Raw genomic sequence first — 17,314 nt, 5'->3', positions numbered from 1 at the left:
TTGGACCTTTTAAACCAAATCGTACCGATGTTCGGGAACCTGGCCTTTGCGATTGCGGCTTTTGTCGTGGCGTTATCCGTTATCGTCGCGGTCCATGAATATGGGCATTACATCGTTGGGCGCTGGTGCGGGATTGATGCTGAAGTGTTTTCACTGGGCTTTGGTCCGCGCTTGTTTGGCTGGGTTGATAAACGCGGCACGCGCTGGCAGGTCGCGGCGGTGCCATTGGGCGGCTATGTGAAATTCTTGGGCGATGCGAATGCCGCCAGCGTCGGTTCCGAAGAGGTCGCATCCGATATCGACCCACGCCGCACGATGGAAGGTGCGCCGCTATGGGCGCGTGCGGCGACGGTTGTTGCGGGGCCTGTATTTAACTTCGTCCTTGCAATTTTGGTCTTTGCTGGGTCGGTGATGGTGCAAGGGCAGGCGGTCGATCCGCTGACCTATGACAGTGCAAAACCATTGCCAGATGGGATTGTGAACCAGCTCGAACAGGGCGATGTCTTGATCGCCGTGGACGGTGTTCTGTTCGACGACCCAGATCGCACTGAAAACATTCTAGATCTCGTGCAGAGTGCGCCTCAGCTTGACTATACCATCCTGCGTGACGGGGTTGAGATGACCGTCACCGGCCCATTTGTGATGCCTTCGCTCATTGGCAGTGTGTCGCCGCGTTCCGCCGCCGATGAGGCCGGATTGGCCAAGGGGGATGTGATCACCGCAATTGACGGTGCGCCGGTCTATTCGTTTTTACAGGTGCAGGACAAAGTCTTTGCCGCTGCGGGTGCGCCTGTTGTGCTCGACCTTTGGAATGATGGCGTGACGCGGACAGTAAACTTAACGGCGCGCCAAACTGATACACCGCTTCCCGAAGGTGGCTTTCAAACCCGCTATTTAATCGGTGTTAGCAGTGATTTCTTCTTTGATGCAATGGTCGAAAATATCTCTGTCAGAGATGCGCTAACTTTTGGCGTAAACGGTGTTTGGAACACAGCCACAACAACGTTTTCTGCTGTCAAACACATGATTTTGGGGAATATATCGACCTGCAATATGTCCGGCCCTGTGGGAATCGCTGAAACCAGTGCATCAATGGCGCGCCAAGGTACGCAGAGTTTTATCTGGTTAATCGGCATGTTGTCGGCGGCTGTTGGGATTATGAATTTGCTGCCGATTCCTGTCTTGGATGGGGGGCATCTGGTCTTTTACGGATATGAGGCGGTGGCCCGCCGCAAGCCCTCAGAAAAAGCGATTCAAGTGTTTATGTCGATTGGCCTGACGCTGATATTGACCCTGATGCTGTTCACTTTGCTGAACGATACCATTCTGTGTCCATAAACACCCTGTTTGCGTGTTTGCCGTTTTGACATTGCCCCTTAATCGGGCTAATTCGGTGGGAACTGAATAACGAAAACAGGCGAACAATATGCATAGATTTGTGGGGCGTCTTTTGGCGCAGGGCGGGGCGAATATGCGCCGGATTGCGACCATCGCGATGATTGCAACATTCACAGCGGGTGCCGTATTTGCGCAAAGCTTTGTTTTCAATAGCGTATCAATCGAAGGCAACCAGCGCGTCGCCGATGGTACAATCCTCACATATGCGGGTATTTCCCAAGGCGAGGCGTTGAGCACCGCTGAGCTGAACGACGCGGCACAGGCCATTCGCGGATCGGGGCTTTTTGAAAGCGTTGACGTTATTCCAAGTGGAAGCACGCTGATTATCCGCGTTGTCGAATACCCGACGATTAACCGGATCAATGTCGAAGGTAACGCGCGTCTTAGCGATTCTGAATTGCTGCCATTTGTGCAATCACAACCCCGCCGTGCCTATAACCCGACACAGGCCGAATCTGATACTGCCGCAATTACCGCCGCCTATGCCGAGCAGGGCCGGATCAATGCGACGGTCACGCCAAGCATTATTCCGTTGTCTGATAACCGGGTTGATCTGGTGTTTGTGGTGACGGAATCTGCCGTCACAGAGGTTGAGCGCATTTCCTTCCTTGGCAACCGGACCTATTCTGAATCGCGCCTTCAGCGTGTGCTCGACACAAAACAAGCAGGAGCACTGCGTGCATTGATCCGCCGTGACACCTATTCGTCAGAGCGCTTAGCCGCGGATCGCCAATTGCTGACAGATTTCTACCACTCACGTGGCTACCCTGATTTTGTCGTGCAAAACGTGGATGTCGCGCTGACGCGTGAACGCGATGCATACCTGATTACCTACAATCTGCGCGAAGGCCAAAAGTTTGAATTTGGCACTGTAACTGTCGCCAGCGAGATCGACGGGCTTGACCCCGCGCCTTTCCAAGACGCTATTCGTGTGCGCCAAGGCGTGACCTATTCACCCGTGCCGATCGAAACGGATATTGTGCGGCTTGAACGTCTTGCGGTCAGCCGGGGGGTGAATTTTGTGCAGGTCGATACGCGCATTACCCGCAATCCGCGCGATTTGACGCTTGATTTGACTTACGTCTTGGTGCCCGGCCCACGTATTTTCGTGGAACGTATCGATATCGAAGGCAACAGCACCACATTGGACCGCGTGATCCGCAACCGCGTGGATGTGGTCGAAGGCGACCCGTTTAACCCCCGTGAAATTCGCGATTCAGCGAGCCGCATCCGCGCATTGGGTTTCTTCCAAGATGTTTCAGTGAACACGCGGCAGGGAAGCAGCGAAAACCAACGGATCGTTGACGTTGATGTGGTCGAAGGCCCAACTGGTAGTCTTAGCTTTGGTGCGAACTACAATACGGATACGGGTATTGGTCTGGTTGCATCTTATAAGCAGTCAAACTTTCAAGGGCGTGGCCAAAGCCTAAGTTTCAACCTTTCGACGGCCGAAACCAACCGAAACCTGGCGTTTAGCTTTGCTGAGCCACGTTTGTTGGGGCGTGATCTGCGTCTTGGGGTGAACCTTTCTTATGCCACCACGGATAATGAAAGCGCACTTTATGATACCGAAAGCCTGCGTATTAGCCCTCGATTGACATTCCCCGTGAGTGAAAATGGACGCCTGACTGTGCTTTACGCATTCGATTACAGTGATATTTCTGATGTCGACAGCAGCGCCAGCCAGATTATTCACAATGAGGCTGATGAAGGCGGGGTCGCTACCCATTCGCTTGGCTATACCTATAGCTATGACACGCGCCGGTCTGGGTTGAACCCAACCGCAGGTGTTGTTCTGCGCTTTGGTCAAGAATTCGGATTTGGCGATGCGCAGTTTATTAAATCCACTGCGTTGCTTGGGGCCGAAGCCAAGGTTTTGAACGAAGAAGTCACCCTGCGTGCGACCCTTGAAGGCGGTTATCTTGATTATCAAGAGGGATCCAGCCGCGTAACTGATCGTTTCTTTATGGGCAGCAGTGTGATGCGCGGGTTTGAATCCGGCGGGATTGGGCCACGTGATGACGATACCGATGACGCGCTTGGGGGTAACGCCTATGCGGTGCTGCGTCTTGAAACTGAATTCCCGCTGGGGCTGCCTACGGAATATGGGCTGACTGGTGGTGCGTTCATTGATTACGGTTCGGTATGGAATGTAGGTGAAACCTACGGCGAAGACGTGATCTACGACGAATTCACACCGCGCGCGGTTGCAGGTCTGTCACTGTTCTGGACCACGCCTATTGGCCCGCTACGGTTTAACTTTACCGAAGCACTGGACGCGCAAGACCGCGACGAGACTAAGGCTTTTGACGTCACCATCTCAACGAGCTTTTGATGAGCTTCTGGCGTGTCCTTTTGATTTGTCTGTGCGCGGCATTGCCCGCGCGCGGCCAAGAGGTCACGCCGCAGATTTTGGTTTTCGATATGAACCGGATCTACTTTGAAACCCTATACGGTCGCCGGATTGCCGAGGATCTCAACCAAGCAGCCGCAGCTGTGCAGGAAGAAAACGAACAAATCGTCGCAACCCTGACAGAAGAAGAACGCAGCCTGACCCTGCGCCGCCCAGAGATGACGCCAGAAGACTTTCGTGCCGAAGCGGATGCCTTTGACGCGAAAGTCCAAGAGGTGCGCCGGGTCCGCGATGCCAAAAACGTCGAATTGCAAGCGGCGGACGCTGAACAGCGTGCGACCTTCGAAGACCGTGTGCAGGGCATTATTGCCAATGTGATGCTCGAACGCGGTGCGGTAATCGTACTCGAGCAACGCAGCGTCGTTATGTCAGTACGAGCGGCCAATATCACGGATGACGTGATTGTGCGGGTCGATGCCGAGTTGGGCGATGGAACCCAGTAGCCTCATGCTTGCCCGCAGTCTGTGGAATTGCTACTCAGCATAAGCGAAATACAAGGAATACCCCACCAATGTCCGATCCTGTCACCGAAGCCGACATTCTGCTGATCCAAAAAATCTTACCGCACCGCTATCCGTTTTTGTTGGTCGATAAGGTCCACAGCATTGATGGGACAAAATCCGCTGTCGGCATTAAGAACGTCACGATGAACGAGCCGCATTTTCAGGGGCATTTCCCGGGCAACCCGATTATGCCGGGCGTTACAATCGTAGAGGCGATGGCCCAAACCACTGCCGTGATGGTCGGCGCGACGCTTGGCTTGACAGAGGGTAATTTGCTTGTCTATTTCATGGCGATTGATGGCTGCAAATTCCGCCGCAAGGTTGTGCCGGGTGATGTGCTTGAAATGCATGTCGAAACCACGCGCGGCAAACCCGGCGGTAAGGTTTGGCGTTTCAAGGGCGTTGCAACGGTTGATGGCGAAATGGCCGCAGAGGCTGAATTCACCGCCATGATGGACATCCCCAAAGCATGAGCAATATCCACCCATCGTCCGTGATTGCGCAGGGTGCTGTTATCGGTGCCGATTGCACCATTGGGCCGTTTTGTGTGGTCGGTGCAAATGTGGTTTTGGGTGATCGGGTGGTTCTTAAAAGCCACGTGGTTGTCGATGGCGATACGCATATTGGTGACGATACGCTGGTGTTTTCCTTCGCCGTAATTGGCGAAATCCCACAGGATCTGAAATTTGACGGTGAACAAACGCGCCTGCGTATTGGCGCGCGCAACCGAATCCGTGAACATGTGACGATGAATACTGGCACCGTGCAAGGCGGCGGCGAAACCCGCGTTGGCGATGATGGGCTGTTTATGGCAGGCTGTCATATCGCGCATGACGCTGCGATTGGCGACCGGGTTATTGTAGTGAATTCCTCGGCGATTGCGGGGCACTGCGTGATCGAAGATGATGTGATCATCGGAGGTCTGTGCGGTGTGCATCAATGGGTGCGGATCGGAAAAGGTGCGATTATCGGGGCCGTCACCATGGTCACCAATGATGTCGTCCCGCATGGGCTGGTCCAAGGGCCACGCGGCGTTCTTGATGGGCTGAACCTTGTCGGGCTGAAACGCAAAGGCGTCGCGCGTGCTGATATCACCGCGCTACGGGCCGCGTTTCAGATGCTGCGCGATGGCGAAGGCAATTTCCAAGACCGCGCCCGCCGTCTTGGCGAAGAAAGCGATAGCGACTACGTGCAGCAAATGGTTGCCTTTATCCTTGGCGATACTGATCGCAATTTCCTGACGCCGGGCTGATGCTGGCGCTAATTGCAGGGACGGGGGATTTGCCCCCCGCATTGGTTGCGCGCCTGACTGAGCCGCCGCTGATTTGTGCGATGCGCGGATTTGAACCTAGTCTGAAACCCGACATCACATTCCGGATGGAGCATCTTGGCAGCTTTCTTGCAGATTTGCGCGCGCGTGGTGTGACACAGATTTGCATGGCAGGGGCTGTCCGTCGTCCGCAAATTGACCCCGCCCAGATTGACGCCGCGACCATGCCTTTGGTACCAAAGGTCCAAGCTGCCTTAACCCAAGGCGACGATGGCGCGTTGCGTATTATCATTGCAATCATGGAAGAACACGGGTTTCGCGTGATGGCAGCGCATGAAATTGCGCCCGATCTTTTGCCGCAACCCGGGGTGCGCACAAAACTTGGACCGGCTTCGGATCATACCAACGACGCATTTGCTGGCGAATCCTGTGTAGTTGCGATGGGATTAGCGGACACTGGGCAGGCTTGCGTTGTACTGAACGGAGACGTGGTCGTGCGCGAAGACGCACAAGGCACAGATGCCATGCTGCAAAAGCTGTGCGCGCCTTACGACGAAAATTCAAAGTCATTTGACTGGGCCACAGACTTATCGACGGATCTACGCAAAATGGTTAAAAGTTGGCTCGTAGATAAGCCAGACACCACAATAGATGCGACGGGCGGCATTTTGTTCAAAGCCCCAAAACCAAAACAAGACCAACGCGCTGACCTGCCGCTGATCGGGTTGCGTACCGTGATGATGGCCGCTGAGGCCGGGCTGGACGGTATCGTGATCGAGGCAGGCGGCGTGATGGTTTTGGACCTGCCAACGGTCCGCAAAGTATTAGACGCGCAAGGGATGTTTTTATGGGTGCGCCCCAGAGGTGGGGCATGAAGGTCTTTGTGATCGCAGGCGAAGCATCGGGGGATAAGCTGGGTGCGGCGCTGATGGATGGGCTCAAGCAATTGCGCTCAGAGGTGACATTTGACGGGGTCGGCGGGCCGTTGATGCAATCGCACGGGCTGGTCAGCCGTTTTCCCATGGATGAGCTGAGCGTGATGGGCCTTGCTGAAATTCTTCCCAAATACCGGGCGCTTAAGGCGCGTATCCGCGAAATGGCGGATGCGATTATTGAGACTAAACCTGACGTTTTGATTACCATCGACAGCCCTGATTTTTGCCTGCGCGTCGCAAAGTTGGTCAAAGCGCAAAGCGATATCCGCACGGTGCATTATGTGGCCCCGACGGTCTGGGCATGGCGACCGGGGCGCGCGCAGAAAATGGCGGCGCATATTGATCATGTGCTGGCGCTTTTCCCGTTTGAGCCACCGTTGATGCAGGCCGCGGGCATGGACTGCGATTTTGTTGGGCATCCGGTCGTGACCGATCCAATCGCGACACAAGAACAGGCCGATGCGGTTGGGCAGGGCACAGTGGTGCTCGTGCTGCCGGGCAGCCGCAAGGGTGAGGTCGGGCGGCTTGCGGATCGCTTTGGCGTTGCCGTAGCGCAGATCGCGACCAAAATCCCTGATGCGATGTTTGTCATCCCAACAACGGCGGGTGTGGTGGATTTGGTGCGCGAAAAGACGGCACAGTGGGATGTACCCGTTGCGATCGTGCCGCCGGGATCACCGGAAAAGGCCGCATGGTTCCGGCGCGCTGATGTGGCCTTGGCCGCATCGGGGACAGTTTCGCTTGAATTGGCAGCCAACGCCACGCCGATGGTGATCGCCTATGACATGGCATGGTTAAGCCGGATCATTATTTCGCGCATGTTGCGCGTAGATACGGTGACGTTGGTGAATCTCGTCTCAGAAACACGGGTGGTGCCTGAATTTATTGGAAAAAACTGTCTACCCGCGCCCATTGCAGAAGCGGTGATCGCAACGCTGGAACATCCAAATGCGCAGGCAGAGGCGATGGGCGAGACAATGAAACGGCTCGGGCAGGGTGGCGAAGCACCTGGACTGCGCGCCGCGAAAGCTGTTCTAGGCCGGCTTCCCAAATAAAACAGCCCCACCAATTTCTTGGCGGGGCTGTTTTTTAATTCTTGGATTGCGATGTTTAGAATGCGTATCCAATAGACAGACCAAACCCGACCGCTGAGTTATCTTCAAATTCAACACCGGATGCGTCCGTTGCATCACCCAACATTGCGTATTCGATGCCACCAGTGAATTCGACGCCATTCATTGTGTAGCTGCCACCGATACCGATGCTTGTTGATCCATCTGTTGGAGACAGGCGCGATGCTTCGGCGCCGTTACCTGCCTCATACGTGACGCGACCAAAGACTGACAGGTCTTCGTTAATCCGACGGCCAACACCAAGACGATAAGTAATCACATCATCATCGATCCCCGTAACACGGTCACCAGTCGCGCCTTCGTAATAGGCAGGCCGTACTTCCCAGACGGACCATTCAGACCAGCGAATAGATCCGAATACCAGCGTATCTTCAGCAACACCTGATTGGAAATCCAGCGTGACGGACTGCGGCAGCTCGATGTCTGTTGTGCTTTCAAGAACCGTCGTGCCGTTAACGGCTTCCTCAGTTGCGAAATCATGTGTCATGCCGCTTTCGTAGGTCAGACCAACGCGTAGGGCGATTTCTGGTTTCTCAAAGGCGGCACCGACGATGTACCCGACCTGCGTATTGCTTTCGGTTTCCGCTGTGTAAACGTTCCCGCCAAATAGTGCCGCTGGAATGGTGATTGTCGCCTCTGACTGAACTGCGCGCAATCCGCCATAGACAGATATAGCGTCAGATGCTTGATATTTCGCAAGAACGGAAAGCTGCGTACTATTCCATTCGGCAGCCAGCCCAGTATATGCGCCGCCCGTATAATTGGCGTCAGCACCGTAAGGTTGGTTGAGCATTACAGCCAAATCGATTTGATCATTGATCTCGTATTTGAGCGCGACACCAGCACTGAAATAGCTTTCAGCCATGTTTTCCGTTGAGCCACCGCCAAAAGGGACGGCTGGGTAATCACCTGATACATCGGGCATGGCAGCGCTAAACGAAAGCTGCACGTAGTTCCCTTCCTCAAATAAAACCGAATACGGATTTCCGGTGCGATCAATCCCACCGGCGTTTGCGATTGTCGTTGTCAGCAGCAGCGTTGCGCTTGCTGTAATAGCGTTTTTCATGTCCTCATCCCTGTCATGAATCTCCTCGTGGATCGACCCTAAGGAGTGGGTAACGTTTGCGTCAATTCTTGACGCAACGTCACGTTCTACTTCTATACGTGACGTCATAAAATTGCAATAAACTGAACGGTTTAGTTATTTTTGGTCGCAATCAACTGTACGTGTGCCGTAGTTGATGTTCAGATAATTGGCGCCAAAGATGAGCACAGCCCCGACAAAAACCAGCAATTCCAATGGCTCACCATATAGGATCATGCCCACAATTGCGATTGTCGGAAGCCTGATAAAATCAAACGGCATCACGATACTGGGCGGCGCAAGACTAAGCGCGGTGGTCAGACAGAAATGCGCAAAGAGCCCGGTAAACCCAATCACGATAACAAGTGGAATGCCGGCCCCGGAGGGCAGGGTGATGTCGCCGTCATACCCCGCGCAAAGCAAACCGAATACCGCTTGGCTTATTGTCAGGTAAAACATGATGGCGGTAATTGGTTCGGTCATTGTTAGTTTGCGCGTGAAAATCGCAGTCAGCGCAAAGAAGATCGCGCAGATTGCGGCAGCAATCAAACCAGGGCTAAGCGTGGCCGTGTCGGGACGCGTGACGATCAACACGCCAAGAAAGCCAATGAATGCGCTCAGCAGGCCAATCGGGGTCAGCTTATCGCGCAAGACAAGCGGTGACAGCAAAATAACCCAGATAGGGGTCGTGAATTCAAGCGCGAACACTTGCGCCAATGGAATGGTTGCAATCGCAAAAAACCAAAGGTTCTGCCCTGTGAAATGGCACAGGTTCCGTACAAGATGCAGGCCGAACCGATTGCGCGTGATTTGACCCAAATTTCCGGAAAAGCCAGCGACCAGTAGCACCAAAATAATGCCGGTCACGCTCCGAAACAGCATGATTTCAAAGGTATCAAGATCGCCGCTGACCGCACGGCCCGCGACCGCCATGCTGGTAAAAGAGCCAATGGCGGCAAGCATCCACAGCCCAGCTTTGAGGGTGTTGTTCATGCCGCCAGTTGCGCCGGGTCTTGTCGAAATTGCAAGCCGTCTAAAGCGTTTCTTTGTGAAAATCACGGACGAGGTCTTTGCTGGCCGGACCCCATGGGCGCGCTGCACCATTCGCCTGATGGGCCGCAAAGGCCGCTTCATCGGTGAATAATTCGCTGACATGGAATAATTCGGGTGTTTCGGCGTCTTGGATGACCTCGAAATGCAGGCAGCCTGGTTCTGCGCGGGTTAATGCGATGTGCTGCTCCAAAAGCGGGACCAACTGTTCAAGTTGGTCCGCCGGAATAGCAATCGTGCCCGTCAGACGAACGTTACCTGCTTTGCCCGTTATTCCCATTCGATTGTACCGGGGGGTTTTGACGTGATGTCATAGGTCACGCGGTTGATGCCTTGGACTTCATTGATGATCCGCGTCGCGGTTTCACCAAGGAATTCATGGGTGAACGGGTAATAGTCTGCCGTCATCCCATCTACCGATGTCACTGCGCGCAGCGCACAAGCGAAATCATACGTCCGGCCATCACCCATCACACCCACGGTGCGCACCGGCAAGATCGCCACAAACGCCTGCCAAATATCGTCGTAAAGCCCGTGTTTGCGGATTTGGTCGATATAGACAGCGTCGGCTTTGCGTAGGATTTCCAGTTTTTCGCGCGTGATCTCGCCGGGGCAGCGGATCGCAAGACCCGGACCAGGGAAGGGGTGCCGCCCGATAAAGCTTGGTGGTAGCCCAAGTTCGACACCAAGCGCGCGTACCTCGTCTTTGAACAACTCACGTAGAGGTTCGACCAGTTTCAAGCCCATTTTCTCGGGTAGGCCGCCGACATTGTGGTGCGATTTGATTGTGACCGAAGGGCCGCCAGAAAAGGACACAGATTCAATGACATCAGGGTAAAGCGTCCCTTGAGCCAAGAATTCTGCCCCTTCGATTTCATTGGCGTATTTCTGAAACACATCAATGAACAGCTTGCCGATGATCTTGCGTTTGGTTTCTGGGTCAGATTGCCCATCAAGTTCGCCTAAGAAAAGCTCAGTTTCATCCGCGTGAATAACCTTGAGGTTCATGTGATCACGGAACATGCTGACGACTTCTTCGGCCTCATTCAGGCGCAGCAAACCGTGGTCAACAAATACACAAGTGAGCTGATCGCCGATGGCTTCGTGCAGTAGCGCCGCAGCAACCGAACTATCAACGCCACCCGAAAGCGCGCAGATAACATTTTTGTCGCCGACTTGTTCTTTGATTGCCGCAATCGCTTGTTCGCGGTAGGCGCCCATCGTCCAGTCACCGCTAAACCTTGCGATCCGTACAAAGTTTTCGTACAGTTTTGCGCCGTTGGGGGTGTGGTGGACCTCGGGGTGGAACTGCACTGCATAGAAATGGCGTGACACATCGGCGGTCACCGCGAATGGGGCGTTAGGCGATGTCCCGTAAACGTCAAAACCCGGTGCGATTTCAGACACGTGGTCGCCGTGGCTCATCCAGACTTGTTCTTTGTCAGTGGCGAACCAACCTTGCAATAAATCGAGCGGTTCTTTTGGCGTTACAAAAGCACGGCCAAATTCCGCGGTACCATGGCCGCTTTCGACCTTGCCGCCCAATTGGGTCATCATTGTTTGCTGGCCGTAGCAAATGCCAAGGATCGGCACGCCCAGATCAAAGACAGACTGCGGTGCGCGGGGCGATCCTTCGCGAGTTACGCTGTCGGGGCCACCTGACAAGATCACCGCCTTTGGCGCGAACTCGGCCAAGAATGCGTCCGTCACCAATTGGTAAGGGTGAATTTCACAATAGACGCTCAATTCGCGCAGGCGACGCGCAATCAGCTGCGTTACCTGGCTGCCAAAATCAATGATGAGAAGGCGTTCGTGGGTGCTGTTTTCCATGGCGCTTCGGTAATGCCAGTCTGGAATTTGTGCAAGAGGGCGCGGGCATTCTGGGCTTTGTAAAATGGGATTCATTCGTCGATGTCGTTTTCAGGTCAAAAACGGCGCAAAAATTGCAAGGTGCAGGTGCGCGGAGCGATAAAACGGACGGAACAATGTCAAAGGGGACACCGTCATGTCAGATGCACCAGTCAAATCAGGACGCCGCGCGCGCGGTGGTGGCGGGGCTGCGCGCCGGGCCGAACGTACGGCCGTCAGCATTGAGACCGCGAAGTATATCGAACGCAATGTCCCCAACTACGAAGTGCTGACCGAAGAGGCACTGCAAGTCATTGAGGCGAATGCCGAAACCGTCTTGGCCGAAATCGGGGTGAACTTTGTCGATAACCCCGCTGCGCTGGAACGCTGGAGGGCCGCGGGTGCACAAATAGATGGCGAACGTGTGCGAATCCCGCGTGGGCTGGCCCGCAAGCTATGTGCGACGGCGCCATCAAAATTCACTCAACACGCCCGCAACCCTGAACGCAATGTTGTTGTTGGTGGTGACAATCTTGTACTTGCCCCAGTTTATGGCCCACCATTTGTGCGGGACGCTGAAGGCGGACGGCGCTATGCGACGATTGCTGATTTTGAAAAGTTCGTGAAGCTTGGCTATATGTCGAAATGGCTACATCATTCTGGCGGTACGGTGTGCGAACCGACTGATATTGCAGTGAATAAGCGGCATCTTGATATGTTGCTGGCGCATATGGTCTATAGCGATAAGCCGTTCATGGGGGCCGTGACCGAACCTGTGCGCGCGCAAGATTCCGTTGAAATGTGCGAAATCCTATTCGGTAAAGAATTCGTCCAAGAAAACACAGTGATGACCTCGCTGATCAATATCAACTCGCCACTGACATTTGACAGCACGATGATGGGCGCGCTTGAGATTTACGCCGCCAACAATCAGGCCGCGATCATCAGCCCCTTCATTGTGGGTGGTGCGATGGCCCCGGTTTCTGTCGCGGGTACGTTGACGCAAACCCTGGCCGAAGTGCTTGCTGGCGTTGCCTATTCGCAGTTGGTTCGTCCCGGTGCGCCGGTGATTTTCGGCACGATGGTGACATCTATCGACATGAACTCTGGTGCGCCGACATTCGGCACGCCGGAGGCCGAACATATCACCTATGGGGCCGGGCAATTGGCCCGCCGTATGGGGCTGCCGTATCGGTCAGCCGGGTCATTCTGCGGATCCAAGCTCCCCGACGCGCAAGCAGGCTATGAAACCGCAAGCAGCTTGAAAATGGGGCTTTTGTCTGGTGTTAACTTCATGTTGCACGCATGCGGTTGGCTCGAAGGGGGCATGGTGGCCTCTTTTGAGAAATTCGTGATGGATGCGGATCAGCTAGGCACTTTGCATCATTTTGCAAAAGGCGTGGATATGTCCGAGAACGGCCAAGCGATGGACGCGATCGCAGAGGTTGGGCCGGGCGGTCACTATTTGGGATGTGCGCATACGCAAGCCAATTTTAAGGATGCCTTCTGGCGGACCGATCTGCTTGATTATAAACCATTTGAGACCTGGGACGAAGAAGGCGCGCGCGACACGCAAACGCTTGCCTCGGCGCGGGTCAAGAAGATGATTGATACCTATCAACAACCCGCGCTTGATCCTGAAATCGAGGCCAAGCTACGTACCTATGTGGCCGATAAAAAAGCCAGCATGCCCGACGCCTTTGGCTAGGGCGTGACAAGCCGCAGGCGGGTGGCGCGCATCAGTTGCGCTTCACCCGCGATAGCAATTAACACATCGACATGTTGCGCAATGCGGTAATCGCCATCTCGCGCAACACGTTGGGTATTGAAGCCTGCCTCGATATCGAGCAAGCGCATAATTGCTTCGGCGTGTCGGGGCAGGTGGCCCGCCCCCAAAATACGGTGCAAATGCACATCGCGCCGGTAGTCATCCACGCCAAAGCGTGCCGCCCGTGCAAGCAGTGTTGGCCGTTTGAGCCCTGCGATCCGTGTGTCCAAATCCAGCATATTTTTCCCTTTCAACGCTTCGTGTCGAGTCGCCCAACCATGGCACGGCTGGACCGGGTGTTGCGGGAAGCTGGTTAGTTAAGAACGCTTGGGTCAGGTTTGTTTATCTTTTGGCAAGAATAGTTGACGGGCCAACAGGGCCGTTAACACTTAGGTAACCAAGCACTCATAGGTTGATTTCTCAATGTGCTTGTAGGGTGTCTGGGCTTTGTGCTGGTGCATTGAAACCTGCGAAAGAGGACGCGTGAAGATGACTGCTCAAAAGGGACCGCTGCGGTCCGAGAGGTTCCCGGTTTGGGTGCCGAATGCGGCACGCAATTATTTAGCTCATACTCAAAAAGGTTTGTCGATACGGGCGGTTGCGCGTGAAAGTGCATGTCACCCGTCAACTGTTTTGCGGCAGGTGCGCCGTTTTGAAGGGCGCCGCGATGATCCGCTGATCGATGCGGCACTTGATGCGCTTTCTGATCAGGTTGGAACGGAAAAAAACACAAAAAACTGGGGAAGTAAGGAAATGATAACACATCGAAAACAAGACCGCCCGGATCCAAACGAAGAGCTAACGCAGCGGCGCATTGACCAAGAGGCCAAACGCATTTTGCGACGCCTGTGCGAACCGGGTGCCGTCTTGGCAGTGGCGCGTGAAATGGAGACCGCTGTGGTTGTGCGGGCTGCAGGGCATGACGACCAATTGCGTACAGCCGTCGTGGACCGCGAAATTGCGCAGGCGATGGCGCTCAAGGATTGGATCACCTGCCCGGACCCGGACAATCGGGTCGCGCGGTATTTCATCACCAATACCGGGCGCGCCGCCCTGCGTCGCCTGACCGCCGAGGATGAAAACCGCGCGCATGGTCTGGGCCACAGCCGTGGTGATCCAGAGGCCGAAGCCGCTTGGGATTTGGATGCAATTGATGGCGGATCGCGCCGCACCCGTCGCTATCACGGGACGGAAAGCCCGCTGGTCGGCCTTGCGCGTCGCAAAGATCGCGCCGGCAGCCCGTTTTTGGACCGCGCGTTGGTCGTTGTCGGGGAGCGGTTACGCGAGGATTTTGAACTTGCGCAGCTTTCTGGTGAGCCGATCACAAAATGGGAGGATATTATGGGGGAATCGGAACCCGTTGATGATGCGCGCAAACGCGTCCGCGCCGCTTTGGGTGATCTTGGGCCGGGCCTTGGTGATATCGTTTTGCAATGTTGCTGTTTTCTTGAGGGCTTAGAACAGACAGAAAAGTCAATGGGTTGGTCGGCCCGTTCTGGTAAGATTGTCCTGCGTATCGCACTTGAAAGGTTGCAGCGCCATTATGAAACAACGGGTGGAAAATTCGGACCGCTGATTGGCTAGCCACTATGCGCCAGATGCAGGCCCGGCATGTCTTGCCTTTCAGCGTTGGACAATCATGGCAGTCATCGCTAAATAATCAGTCAAATAAGCGGAGACCGCCATGACCACTCGTGATCTGAAAATCCCAGCGCAGCGCCACCCCGAAAAGCAGCGCCGCCCGGATTCCGCGCAGCCGAAAAAACCAAACTGGATCAGGGTGAAAGCGCCAACGTCTGACGGGTACAAACAAACCCGTGATATCATGCGTGAAAATAAGTTGGTCACTGTCTGCGAAGAGGCGGGCTGTCCCAATGTTGGTGAATGCTGGTCGCAGGGCCATGCCACAATGATGATCATGGGCGAGGTCTGTACGCGCGCCTGCACATTCTGCAATATCGCGACGGGGAAACCGCCTGAAGCTTTGGACGTGTTTGAACCGGGTCGCGTTGCGGATGCTGTCAAAAAGCTGGGCCTGAAACACGTTGTGATCACATCGGTGGACCGCGATGATGTCGAAGACGGCGGTGCAGAGCATTTTGCGCAGACCATCCGCGCGGTGCGCCGCCAGTCGCCGAACACGACAATCGAAATTCTGACGCCCGACTTTATTCGCTGCGCCCCAGAAGTTCTTGAAATTGTAGTCAAAGCGCGCCCTGACGTGTTTAATCACAATCTTGAAACGGTTCCGGGCCTCTATCCCGAAGTGCGCCCCGGCGCGCGTTATTTCCATTCATTGCGTCTGTTGCAGCGGGTGAAGGAGCTGGACCCGACGATGTTCACCAAGTCGGGTATCATGGTTGGTCTGGGCGAAGACCGCCAAGCCGTCGTGCAGGTCATGGAAGATATGCGCGCGGCCGACATCGATTTTCTGACAATCGGCCAATATCTGCAACCAACACCAAAGCACCATGCGGTGGACCGCTTTGTCACGCCCGAGGAATTCGAATCCTATGAAAAGGCGGCCTACGGCAAAGGCTTCTTGATGGTCTCTGCGACCCCACTCACACGGTCATCCTACCATGCGGGCGATGATTTTGCGCAATTGCGGGCTGCACGACTGGCAAAATTCGGGGCCTAGAGCGTCGGAATCGCGCGCCTCTGGTGGCCTTCATTCGGGGTGAGCCATTCTGGCCAGCCAAAGAATTGCTCGATCCCGTAGAGCAGGGCGCAAAACACAATAATGCCGACGACGAGCCAGAATTTTGTCTCTGATGGGGGCCGTTCGGCCATGCGTTTCGCGCGTATAAGCCAGCGGATATTCATGCGGGATCGGTGAATCGCACCTTGCCGATGAATGGCAGATTGCGATTGCGTTGCGCAAAATCAATGCCGTAGCCGACAACAAATTCATCTGGGATTTCAAAGCCGATGAGGTCGGCCTTAAAGTCAACTTCGCGCCGCGCGGGTTTATCAAGCAGGGCGATGCAGCGCATTTTAGCAGGGTTCCGCGTTTGCAGAAATTCGGTCACATGTTTCAGCGTATGGCCCGTATCGACGATATCTTCGACAACCAGCACATCGCGGCCTTCGATCTGGCCGCGCAGATCTTTCAAGATACGCACTTCGCGGCTGCTTTCCATCCCATCACCATAGGATGAGGCCTCAAGAAAATCGACCTCAACAGGCATATCAAGCTCGCGCACAAGATCGGCGATAAATACAAATGACCCACGCAGCAGCCCGACCACGACCAATTTGTCGGTATCGGCAAATTCGCGGCCAATCTCGCGGGCGAGGTCTTCGATGCGCGCGGCGATGGCTTTGGCACTGATCATCACGTCGATTTCGTAGGGGCGGTGCGGCATAGGGGACTCTGACTTAGACAAGGGTTGCAATTTCGGCGCTAGTTTACGACATCAGAGCGCGAAGTCACCTGCGAAAGACGCCTCATGCCGAGCCATTCAGAAACAAAGACACTGCCGTACACGGCCAAGCAGATGTATGATCTGGTTGCGGATGTCGCGAACTATTCGAAATTCCTGCCGTGGACGGCTGCCGCGCGGGTGCGCAGCATCGATGACCACGGCGAAAAGCAGGTGATGCTGGCGGATTTGGTGATTTCGTTCAAAGTGTTTCGCGAAACTTTTTTGAGTCAGGTCACACTTTGGCCAGAGGCGCAGAAAATCGACACGGCCTATTTGGATGGCCCGTTCAAACACCTCGAAAGCCAATGGGTATTTCGCGATGTCGACGGGGGCTGTGAAGTATCGTTTGAAGTGGATTTCGAGTTCAAAAACCGCCTGCTGCAAGGCGCGGCTGGCATGTTTTTTAATGAGGCCATGCAGCGTGTTGTACGTGCATTTGAACACCGTGCCGCCGATTTGTACGGGCCGCAAACTGGTTAAAACG

Annotated in this window: 18 protein-coding genes; 11 read left to right on the top strand and 7 right to left on the bottom strand. The window is 54.8% G+C overall.

Annotation, left to right across the window (positions count from 1 at the left end):
- The 7 genes from rseP (at position 1) to lpxB (ending at position 7,574) form a co-directional block, all read left to right on the top strand.
- The gene (rseP, locus tag Yoon_RS00710; protein ID WP_238109273.1) at positions 1 to 1,338 is read left to right on the top strand and encodes an RIP metalloprotease RseP; all 1,338 of its coding nucleotides are present in this window, start codon (positions 1 to 3) and stop codon (positions 1,336 to 1,338) included.
- Positions 1,339 to 1,426: 88 nt separating this feature from the next.
- Positions 1,427 to 3,733 carry an outer membrane protein assembly factor BamA gene (bamA, locus tag Yoon_RS00705; RefSeq protein WP_238109272.1) on the top strand — a complete coding sequence of 769 codons (2,307 nt, stop codon included), beginning with the start codon at positions 1,427 to 1,429 and terminating at the stop codon, positions 3,731 to 3,733.
- Positions 3,733 to 4,254 (top strand): OmpH family outer membrane protein, encoded by a 522-nt coding sequence (locus Yoon_RS00700; RefSeq protein ID WP_238109271.1) that lies wholly within the window; start codon positions 3,733 to 3,735, stop codon positions 4,252 to 4,254. The genes bamA and Yoon_RS00700 overlap by 1 nt, the downstream gene beginning before the upstream one ends.
- Positions 4,255 to 4,322: 68 nt before the next feature.
- A complete protein-coding gene (gene fabZ / locus Yoon_RS00695) occupies positions 4,323 to 4,787 on the top strand; it encodes a 3-hydroxyacyl-ACP dehydratase FabZ (protein ID WP_238109270.1) in 465 nt (154 codons plus the stop codon).
- Complete coding sequence (gene lpxA, locus Yoon_RS00690; RefSeq protein ID WP_238109269.1) at positions 4,784 to 5,566, top strand: acyl-ACP--UDP-N-acetylglucosamine O-acyltransferase; 783 nt, start codon at positions 4,784 to 4,786, stop codon at positions 5,564 to 5,566. The genes fabZ and lpxA overlap by 4 nt, the downstream gene beginning before the upstream one ends.
- Positions 5,566 to 6,459 carry an LpxI family protein gene (locus Yoon_RS00685; RefSeq protein WP_238109266.1) on the top strand — a complete coding sequence of 298 codons (894 nt, stop codon included), beginning with the start codon at positions 5,566 to 5,568 and terminating at the stop codon, positions 6,457 to 6,459. Before lpxA ends, Yoon_RS00685 begins: the two co-directional genes overlap by 1 nt.
- Positions 6,456 to 7,574, top strand: coding sequence for a lipid-A-disaccharide synthase (gene lpxB / locus Yoon_RS00680; protein ID WP_238109962.1), 1,119 nt, complete (start codon positions 6,456 to 6,458; stop codon positions 7,572 to 7,574). The genes Yoon_RS00685 and lpxB overlap by 4 nt, the downstream gene beginning before the upstream one ends.
- 55 nt (positions 7,575 to 7,629) lie before the next feature.
- Here the strand turns inward: lpxB and Yoon_RS00675 are convergent, their stop codons facing one another.
- The 4 genes from Yoon_RS00675 to guaA all read right to left on the bottom strand — a co-directional run bounded on the left by Yoon_RS00675 (position 7,630) and on the right by guaA (position 11,616).
- Entirely contained in the window at positions 7,630 to 8,718 is a 1,089-nt protein-coding gene (locus tag Yoon_RS00675) for an OmpP1/FadL family transporter (RefSeq protein WP_238109264.1), read from the bottom strand.
- A 135-nt stretch (positions 8,719 to 8,853) separates the two neighbouring features.
- Entirely contained in the window at positions 8,854 to 9,729 is an 876-nt protein-coding gene (locus tag Yoon_RS00670) for a DMT family transporter (protein ID WP_238109961.1), read from the bottom strand.
- 40 nt (positions 9,730 to 9,769) lie between these two features.
- Positions 9,770 to 10,066 carry a putative quinol monooxygenase gene (locus Yoon_RS00665; RefSeq protein ID WP_238109262.1) on the bottom strand — a complete coding sequence of 99 codons (297 nt, stop codon included), beginning with the start codon at positions 10,064 to 10,066 and terminating at the stop codon, positions 9,770 to 9,772.
- The gene (gene guaA / locus Yoon_RS00660; RefSeq protein ID WP_238109260.1) at positions 10,057 to 11,616 is read right to left on the bottom strand and encodes a glutamine-hydrolyzing GMP synthase; all 1,560 of its coding nucleotides are present in this window, start codon (positions 11,614 to 11,616) and stop codon (positions 10,057 to 10,059) included. The genes Yoon_RS00665 and guaA overlap by 10 nt, the downstream gene beginning before the upstream one ends.
- 175 nt (positions 11,617 to 11,791) lie before the next feature.
- On the opposite strand from guaA, the gene Yoon_RS00655 reads away from it, so the two are divergent.
- Positions 11,792 to 13,342: a trimethylamine methyltransferase family protein gene (locus tag Yoon_RS00655; protein ID WP_238109258.1), complete on the top strand. Its 1,551-nt coding sequence runs from the start codon at positions 11,792 to 11,794 to the stop codon at positions 13,340 to 13,342.
- Here the strand turns inward: Yoon_RS00655 and Yoon_RS00650 are convergent.
- On the bottom strand, positions 13,339 to 13,641 hold the full coding sequence (locus Yoon_RS00650) for a DUF6477 family protein (protein WP_238109256.1): 303 nt from the start codon (positions 13,639 to 13,641) through the stop codon (positions 13,339 to 13,341). The two genes, Yoon_RS00655 and Yoon_RS00650, sit on opposite strands and share 4 nt — an antisense overlap.
- Positions 13,642 to 13,891: 250 nt before the next feature.
- Between Yoon_RS00650 and Yoon_RS00645 the strand changes: the two genes are divergently transcribed.
- Both Yoon_RS00645 and lipA read left to right on the top strand, forming a co-directional pair.
- Complete coding sequence (locus Yoon_RS00645) at positions 13,892 to 14,986, top strand: DUF6456 domain-containing protein (RefSeq protein ID WP_238109254.1); 1,095 nt, start codon at positions 13,892 to 13,894, stop codon at positions 14,984 to 14,986.
- A 100-nt stretch (positions 14,987 to 15,086) separates the two neighbouring features.
- Positions 15,087 to 16,043: a lipoyl synthase gene (lipA, locus tag Yoon_RS00640; RefSeq protein ID WP_238109253.1), complete on the top strand. Its 957-nt coding sequence runs from the start codon at positions 15,087 to 15,089 to the stop codon at positions 16,041 to 16,043.
- Here lipA and Yoon_RS00635 read toward each other — a convergent pair.
- Positions 16,040 to 16,228, bottom strand: coding sequence for a hypothetical protein (locus Yoon_RS00635; RefSeq protein WP_238109251.1), 189 nt, complete (start codon positions 16,226 to 16,228; stop codon positions 16,040 to 16,042). The two genes, lipA and Yoon_RS00635, sit on opposite strands and share 4 nt — an antisense overlap.
- Positions 16,225 to 16,770 (bottom strand): hypoxanthine phosphoribosyltransferase, encoded by a 546-nt coding sequence (hpt, locus tag Yoon_RS00630; protein WP_238109249.1) that lies wholly within the window; start codon positions 16,768 to 16,770, stop codon positions 16,225 to 16,227. The genes Yoon_RS00635 and hpt overlap by 4 nt, the downstream gene beginning before the upstream one ends.
- 84 nt (positions 16,771 to 16,854) lie before the next feature.
- Here hpt and Yoon_RS00625 point away from each other — a divergent pair, with 84 nt between their 5' ends.
- A complete protein-coding gene (locus Yoon_RS00625; RefSeq protein ID WP_238109248.1) occupies positions 16,855 to 17,310 on the top strand; it encodes a type II toxin-antitoxin system RatA family toxin in 456 nt (151 codons plus the stop codon).
- The last annotated feature ends 4 nt before the right edge of the window (positions 17,311 to 17,314 follow it).

Source organism: Yoonia sp. I 8.24, from assembly GCF_022096995.1.
Classification (GTDB): domain Bacteria; phylum Pseudomonadota; class Alphaproteobacteria; order Rhodobacterales; family Rhodobacteraceae; genus Yoonia.
This window is presented reverse-complemented; position numbering and strand designations above follow the sequence as displayed.